The sequence below is a fragment of the Streptomyces sp. NPDC127119 genome (assembly GCF_042677425.1).
Taxonomy (GTDB): Bacteria; Actinomycetota; Actinomycetes; order Streptomycetales; family Streptomycetaceae; genus Streptomyces.
On sequence record NZ_JBHXTO010000012.1, the window covers coordinates 1 to 7,450 of the forward strand.

The window sequence follows — 7,450 nt, forward strand, 5'->3', positions numbered from 1 at the left end:
GCCCCCGGTCCCGCCGGGGGCAGCGGCGCACGTTGTTACGTGCAGTACGTGCACAAGCTCAGTACGTGTACGTGTTCAGCGTCGCCACCGCCGAGGCCGGTGAGCCGAGGTCGTACCGGTCCACCGCGAGGAAGTTGGGCTTCTTGCGGGCGGCGGGCTGGCAGAACCGCTGCGCCCGGTCGGTGAGTTTGGTGTTGTCGGTGGTCGCGGTCGAGGCGATCGCCGCGTCCCGGAAGTGGTTCATCACGAAGAGCGGGCGGAAGGGCGAAGCCGTCGCCGTGAGGGGGACGTTGGTGTTGGCGTCGTACCAGCGGCTGTAGCAGGACCAGTCGGAGCTGCCGAGGCCCGAGCCCATGGACCAGTAGTTCTCCACGGTCCACTCGCGCTGGTACATGACGCCGAAGCTGTCCCGGGTGAGCCCGGCGGACTCGTCGGCGGAGCGGCTGTGGTCGGTGAAGAGGAGCAGCCGGTCGTTGGCGGCGATCAGGTCCGCCACCTTCGGCCAGCCGTTCGCGCGTACACCGGTCTGGTCCGGGCGGTAGAGGACGTCGGACAGGCCGTTCACCTTGGCCAGTTCACTGCGCAGGACCCCCGGGTCGACATAGTCCTCCAGGAACACCGTGACGATGTCAGTCGGGTTCTGCCGCAGGAAGTCGACCATGCGCTGGAGGTCCACGTTCAGGGCCACGGGCCGGCTGACGAGGGTGCAGCTGTTGTGGCAGAGGATCGCGCCGTCCGGGGTCTGGTGGATGTCCAGCATGAACCCGCGTACGCCGTCGGTGAGTTGCTGGTTGATGCCCCGGCTCTGGTTCGGGACGAGGTTGACGAAGGGCGGGGCGAAACCGCCGTCGACGCCGTTCGCGTAGGCGTTGTGGGAGGTGAGGAACGTGACCTGGTCCAGGGTGCGCTGGCCCGCGGCGGGCATCGGGGAGGTCGGGGACGTGACCGGGGTCAGGTACCAGGCGGCCGTGTCGCCCGCCGCGCCGACGACGAGCTGCGCGGGGTAGTTGGCGCCGGAGGCCTTGGCTCCGACGGTCAGGTACTGGTCGGCGCCGGGCACCTTGAGCCGGTAGCGGTCGGTGCCCGTCGACGTGATCTCCCACGAGGCGTCGGCACTCGCGCAGGCCACGGTTCTCGCCTGGCCCCCGGACCGGCCCAGGCAGCTGCCCGCCGTGTCGGTGCTCTCCAGGACGTACGAGGTTCCGGTGGCCCGGAGCGTCCACTGCTGGCGGTCCTCGTTGCCCTTGGGGTTGCGCTGGAGGACCGCTCCCCCGCTGTCGGCGGCGTTCAGGCCGGTGACCGCGCTCTGTACGTAGAACACGCCCGCCGTCGGCACCTCCGCGGCGTGCGAGGGAACGGCCAGGGCGGTGGTCAGTGCCGCTCCGGCGGCGGTGAGGGCGAGCAGGGGGCGGAATCTCCGCATGGTGATGAGGTCCCTTCGGCAGCGCGGCGGCGCCTGGTCGGCGGCCGGGAAAGTGGGGGGTCTGCGCGGGACACTCAATCGGGTTGGTATGTACCGGTCAATAGCGCGGTGTTTCGCGGGGCCGATGACGGGCACCGCGTTACTCCTACGGGGAAAGAAATGATCACCGCGCCGGGAGGCCGAACATGAGCGACGACAACATGGCCGACGACGTCTACCAGCCCACGGGGACCAACGAGGAGCAGGCGGACGCGGCGCCGCTGGACCTCCAGGACGCGGTGGACGAACGTACGTACGACGATGTGCTCGACGAGGGCTATTCACCGCCCGAGAAGCCGCTGGGGGTCACCAAGACCGGCGTCACGGCGGCCGAGCAGCACGAGGGCGAAAGCCTGGACGAACGGCTGCGCCAGGAGGTCCCCGACGAGGAGACCCCGGCCGGCGACGGCACCGGCGACCTGCCCTACGGCGAGGGCGAGGCGACCGACTCCGCGGCCGGTGCCGAGGAGGCCGCGGTCCATCTCATCCCCGAGGAGGAGGAACCGCCGCCGACACCTCTGCGGCGGGACTGACCCCGCGGCCGGTCAGTGCTGGAAGGCGCCGGCCCGCACATGCTTCATGACGGCGCTCGCCACCCGGTACCGGCCGTTGGGCAGGTCCGGTGACCGGGTGACGTGCACGGTCAGCGGGCCGGCCCACTCATAGCCCTGCTTCTCGCCGTGGCGCAGCAGGCTGTCGGTGAGCACCTGGTCTATGCGCCCGCCGTTGCGCTCCAGCTCCTCGTGGGCGAACTCGGCCAGCTCGACGTCGTAGGCGTTGGGCACGACGGTCCGGCTCTCGCTGCACACCACGATGTGGTCGTCGCACTCCTTGTGCAGGGCCTCGATCAGCTCGACCGGCTCCTTGTGGCGAAAATGCGCGAGCAGGGACCCTCCGAAGCGTTCCATGGCTCGTTCCAGACCAGTGAGTGTGCTCACGCCTCAACTTCTCCTCGATGGTGTCGTGGCATTCCGTGTCGCGGTGTGCCGTGCAGCGGTGTGCCGTCTCGTGGTGTGCCTGTGCGGCGATGTCTCTCCTCCCCCGGGTGCCCGGCCGGTGGAAAAAGACGCGTCCGGCCTCCTACAGCAGGTCCCGGGGCGCCGTCTCGTCCCAGGTGCGGGAGGAAGACCCGGCGCTCGCCCTCGTAGCCGTCCAGCGTGGCGTCCACGAAGAAGTCCGTCGCGTCGCAGGTCAGCCGCGTGCGCGTCTCGACGCGGACATCCCAGTCGGCGCGCCTGAAGCGCACGGTCCAGGACGGGTTCGCCGGCACCCCGTCCGGCTCGTCCGTCGGGCGGACGGGAAGTGCGAGGGTTTTCTCGGACGGCCGCGGGTCGTCGGTGTCCGGGTGACCCGGCCACCTGGCGACATACGAAAGCGCTGTTCCACGGCAGCCGGTCGGGCGGCCGTGGAACAGCGCTCAGGTGACCTGTCAGCGATGCAGGTCAGCAGTACAGGTTGTTGCCCGCCGACGTGCCGAGGATCCCCACGAACCGCTGGTAGCTGTCCACCCGGCTCTGCACCTGGGCCGGGTTCTTGCCGTCGCACTCCAGCGAGCCGTTGATGGAGCGGATGGTCTGGCCGAAGCCCGCGCCGTTGACCATCGCGTTGTGGCCGGTCATGGAGCCGGGGCCGGACTGGGTGTTCCAGTACCAGAGGCCGGTCTTCCAGGCGACCGCCGAGTCGTTCTGCACGAGCCAGGGGTTGTTCAGGAGGTCGATGCCGAGCGCGTCGCCCGCAGCCTTGTAGTTGAAGTTCCAGCTGAGCTGGATGGGGCCGCGGCCGTAGTACGCGGCCTGGCCGGCCGGGCAGCCGTAGGGCTGGCCCCAGTCGCAGTAGTGCGGGTAGTTGGCGGTGTTCTGCTCGACGATGTGGACCAGGCCGCCGGTCTCGTGGTTGACGTTGGCGAGGAAGGCCGCGGCCTCCTGCTTCTTCACCGTGTCGCTGCCGGTGTTCGCGAAGGCCGGGTAGGCGCTCATCGCGGCCTTGAGCCCGCTGTAGCTGTAGAAGGAGTTCCGGTTCGGGAACATCTGGTTGAACTGCGCCTCACTGACGACGAACCCGGAGGGGTTGGTGGGTCCGTTGTCGCAGGCGTACGGCTCCCAGTACCAGGTGCTGATGATGGGGTCGTAGCCCGGGTTGTCGTGCTCGGCTATGTAGGCCTTGCCGTCGGTGTACCGGACGATGTTGCCGGTGACGTAGGACTTGCCGGCCACCCAGTTCGGGTAGCTCGAACAGGCCGCGGCGGAAGCGCCCGAGGCCGGCAGGAGCACCGGTGCGGCGGTTCCGAGGACGATCGCGGCCACGAACGCGGAGATACGGCGCCTGGACACAGGGTCAACTCCTTCACGGAGCACGGCCGCGGACCCGTACGAGGGCAGCGCGGGGCGGACCTTGTACGCACGTGCCGGGAGACCGGCCGCGGCGTACGGGGCGGCCGTGGTGGGGGGTAGTGAGGCACACTCCACCACCTTGGTCTGGACCAGTCAAGGGTGTAGACCAGTCAACTCGCCCCGGTGCCGCGCCGCTTGAGGTCGGAGGGTTCTGCCCCCCTGTGCCGCCTCAGCTCAGCGGCTTTTCCAGTACCGCCTTGCGGTGGCTGAACGTCTCGATCGAGTAGCGGCCGTGGTAGTTGCCCATGCCGCTCTCCCCCACTCCGCCGAAGGGGAGGTCGGAGACGGTGAGATGGGCGAGCGGCAGACCGAGGCCCAGGCCGCCGGACGAGGTCTCGGCGGCGAGCCGCTCGCGGGTGGTGTCCGACTCGGTGAAGGCGTACAAAGCGAGGGGCTTGTCGCGGTCGTTGATGAAGTCGATGGCCTCGTCGAGCCCGGGGACGGTGACGATCGGCAGGACCGGGCCGAAGATCTCCTCGCGCATGACGGGCGCGTCGGGGTCGACGTCGGCCAGGACGGTCGGCGCGATGTACTTCGTCGCCCGGTCGCTGCCGCCGCCGACGACGGTCCGGCCGGAGTCGAGCAGCCCGCTGAGCCGGTCGAAGTGCCGTTCGTTGATGATCCGCCCGTACTCGGCAGAGGTGGACGCGTCGGACCCGTACAGCTTCTCGACGGCCTCGGTCAGTACGGGCTCCAGGGCGCGGGCGGTCTCGGGGTCGGTCAGGACGTAGTCGGGCGCGACACAGGTCTGTCCGGCGTTGAGGAACTTGCCGCGTGCCAGGCGCTCGGCGACGACGGTCAGGTCGGCGCCGCGGTCGACGAAGGCAGGCGACTTGCCACCGAGTTCGAGGGTGACGGGGGTGAGGTGCTTGGCGGCGGCGGTCATCACGATGCGGCCGACCGTGCCGTTGCCGGTGTAGAAGATGTGGTCGAAGCGCTCGGCGAGCAGGGCCGTGGTCTCCGGGATGCCGCCCTCGACGACGGCGACGGCCTCGGTGTCGAGGTACCGGGGCAGCAGCCGGGCCAGTGCGGCGGAGGTGGCGGGGGCCATTTCGCTGGGCTTGACGACCACCGCGTTGCCCGCGGCGAGCGCGCCGAGCATCGGGGCGAGCAGGAGCTGCGCCGGGTAGTTCCAGGGGGCGATGACCAGGACGACACCGAGCGCGTCGTAGCGCGTCCAGCCCGTCGCGTCGGCGCCGAGGTGCGCGGGGACCGGGGCGGGCTCGGGGCGCAGCCATTCTTCGAGATGTTCGAGGGTGTGGTCGATCTCCCGCACCACGAAGTCGATCTCCGTGCGGAACGCCTCGGTGGAGCTCTTGCCCAGGTCCGCGTGGAGGGCGGCGGCGAGTGCGGCACCGTCCGTGGTGAGCATCTCGCGCAGGCGGCTCAGCTGGCCGGTGCGCCACTCGACGGGCCTGGTGCGGCCGGAGCGGAAGGTGGCGCGCAGCAGGGCCACGACGTCGGAGGGCTGCTCGGGGGTGGGCTGGTTCACGGTGCCTCGCTGGTCGGGGCGGGTTCGTGACCCGCACTCGGTACACGAGCGACAAGCTCGATGTATATGCCAACCATTTATACGGCATCGTCATTCCGCCCCGGGGGAAGACACCACCTGTGATCGCGAGGTCACACCGAGGAGATGGAGGGGTCCGCTCAGACGGACGATTGCGCCGCCGCTCCGTCGAGCTCGTCCACCAGCCGGAGCAGCAGGCCGCGCAGCAGTTCCTCGTCGCCTTCGCCGCCGCTCAGGGCGGGCCATCGTGTGCGCACCTCGCGGTCGACGCGCCGCCAGTACGTCTCGCCGCGCGGGGTGAGGTGGGCGAGGATGCGCCGCCGGTCGAGGGGGTCGACCCGCCGGTGGACCAGGTTCTGGTCGACGAGGTGGTCGACCAGTTTGGTGAGGGTCGCGGGCGGCAGGAAGGCCTCTTCGGCGACCGCCGTCATGGGGTGCCCCTCGCCGTCGGAGAGCAGGGAGAGCACGCGCCAGGCGTCGAGGGTGCAGCCGTGTTCCTCCAGGGCGCTCTGGAGGAGGCGTGCCGCCAGCCGTTCGGCCCGTGTCAGGAGGTGCATGAGGTCCTCGGACCGGCGCGGGGACGGGGTCGGCATCCTGCTCCTCACTCCCGGGACGGACGCTCCAGGGGCCCCGGCAAGGGGCTCTCACATCGTACAAGTCCCGCTTTCCCCGGGGATCTCCCCCGTGCGGCGGGTGCGGGGCCGACCGCACCCCGAGACGGACTGGAGTTCACCGGACGTTCCCGCAATCATGCCCCCATGGTCCGGCCCGACCCGCTTCCACCCGCCTCCTCCCCGCTCGGCTCCCTTCCGCCCGACTGGTTCACGGCCGACGACTCGGTCGTCAGCGTGGCACTGGTCTTCCCCCTGCAGGGCGCGGCCGGAATCTTCGGACCCACCTGCGAGTTGTGCGCGCGGCTCGCCGCGGAGCAGGTCAACCGCTCCGGCGGAGTGCTCGGCAAGGAGCTGCGGCTGCTGCCGGTGGACGGCGGGGCCGAGCCGCGGCGCGTCGCCGAGAACGTCGAGGCGCTGGTCGGTCTCGGCATCGTGCAGGGCGTCACCGGCTGGCACATCTCCTCCGTACGCCAGGCACTCGCGCCGCGGATCGCCCATCGGGTGCCCTATGTGTATACGGCGCTGTACGAGGGTGGGGAGCACACGGCGGGCGTGTTCCTCACGAGCGAGACGCCGGACGACCAACTCCGGCCCGCCATGGGCCTGTTGGCCCGCGAGCACAAGGTGCGCCGCTGGTTCGTCGTGGGCAACGACTATGTGTGGCCGCGCCGTACGGCCAGGGCCTCGCACCGCTATGCCCGCGAGTCGGGCGGCACCGTCTGCGCGGAGGCGTATCTGCCGCTGGGCACCCATGACTTCGACGGCGTGCTGCGGCGCATCGAGCGGTCGGCGGCGACCGGGGTGCTGATGCTGCTCGTGGGCAGCGACGCGGTGCGCTTCAACCGGGCGTTCGCCGCGTCGGGGCTCGACGAGCGGTGTCTGCGCCTGAGCACGCTGATGGACGAGAACATGCTGATGGCGAGCGGCCCGACGGCCACCGTGGGCCTCTACAGCACGGCCGGGTTCTTCGCCTCCCTCGCCAACCAGGACACGCTGGACTTCCATGGCCAGTACGCCGGGCGGTACGGGGTGGAGGCGCCGGCGCTCGGCAGTCTCGGTGAATCGTGTTACGAGGGCGTGCTGTTGCTCGCCGCGCTGATCGACCGGGCCGGGACCCTGGACGTCACCGCGATCGGCGCCGCCGCGGACACCGTCTCCTACGAGGGCCCGCGCGGGCTGCTGAGGCTGCGCGGCGGCCATGTGCGCCAGCGGATCTACCTGGCGCGGGCGGACGGGGTGGACTTCGACGTGGTGGCCCAGCTGAATCCGCACGCGTCCCGGTCTTGACATGTCCTCGCTTGCGCGAAGATACTTCCCACAGGAAGTAATGAGAATACCTCGGGTGAACTGTGAATTCATTTAATGAATTCCGTCCGGGGTATTTTTTGTTTCGCGGTGAAAACCGGATGAGAGTCGGAAGATACCGCCGGGAAAGTAATGCGAAACACCTTGGAAACAGGCTGACTTGAGGCTG

At 69.9% G+C, this 7,450-nt stretch carries 6 protein-coding genes and 1 pseudogene; 2 read left to right on the forward strand and 5 right to left on the reverse strand.

Annotated elements, in window-relative coordinates:
* Nucleotides 1-58: 58 nt before the first annotated feature.
* Complete coding sequence (locus tag ACFVH5_RS08495; protein WP_385832785.1) at nt 59-1,423, reverse strand: phospholipase; 1,365 nt, start codon at nt 1,421-1,423, stop codon at nt 59-61.
* A 185-nt stretch (nt 1,424-1,608) separates the two neighbouring features.
* Between ACFVH5_RS08495 and ACFVH5_RS08500 the strand changes: the two are divergent.
* Nucleotides 1,609-1,959: pseudogene (locus tag ACFVH5_RS08500) on the forward strand (hypothetical protein); the annotation flags it as partial.
* A 48-nt stretch (nt 1,960-2,007) separates the two neighbouring features.
* Here ACFVH5_RS08500 and ACFVH5_RS08505 read toward each other — a convergent pair.
* The 4 genes from ACFVH5_RS08505 to ACFVH5_RS08520 all read right to left on the reverse strand — a co-directional run bounded on the left by ACFVH5_RS08505 (nt 2,008) and on the right by ACFVH5_RS08520 (nt 5,955).
* Nucleotides 2,008-2,400: a DUF3662 domain-containing protein gene (locus ACFVH5_RS08505; RefSeq protein WP_384813939.1), complete on the reverse strand. Its 393-nt coding sequence runs from the start codon at nt 2,398-2,400 to the stop codon at nt 2,008-2,010.
* Between the two features lie 504 nt (nt 2,401-2,904).
* The gene (locus ACFVH5_RS08510) at nt 2,905-3,792 is read right to left on the reverse strand and encodes a glycoside hydrolase family 19 protein (protein WP_385832786.1); all 888 of its coding nucleotides are present in this window, start codon (nt 3,790-3,792) and stop codon (nt 2,905-2,907) included.
* 229 nt (nt 3,793-4,021) lie between these two features.
* Nucleotides 4,022-5,344, reverse strand: coding sequence for an aldehyde dehydrogenase family protein (locus ACFVH5_RS08515; RefSeq protein ID WP_385832787.1), 1,323 nt, complete (start codon nt 5,342-5,344; stop codon nt 4,022-4,024).
* 158 nt (nt 5,345-5,502) lie between these two features.
* Entirely contained in the window at nt 5,503-5,955 is a 453-nt protein-coding gene (locus ACFVH5_RS08520; RefSeq protein ID WP_385832788.1) for a MarR family winged helix-turn-helix transcriptional regulator, read from the reverse strand.
* A 165-nt stretch (nt 5,956-6,120) separates the two neighbouring features.
* Between ACFVH5_RS08520 and ACFVH5_RS08525 the strand changes: the two genes are divergently transcribed.
* Nucleotides 6,121-7,263, forward strand: coding sequence for a substrate-binding domain-containing protein (locus tag ACFVH5_RS08525; protein WP_385832789.1), 1,143 nt, complete (start codon nt 6,121-6,123; stop codon nt 7,261-7,263).
* Nucleotides 7,264-7,450 lie beyond the last annotated feature (187 nt).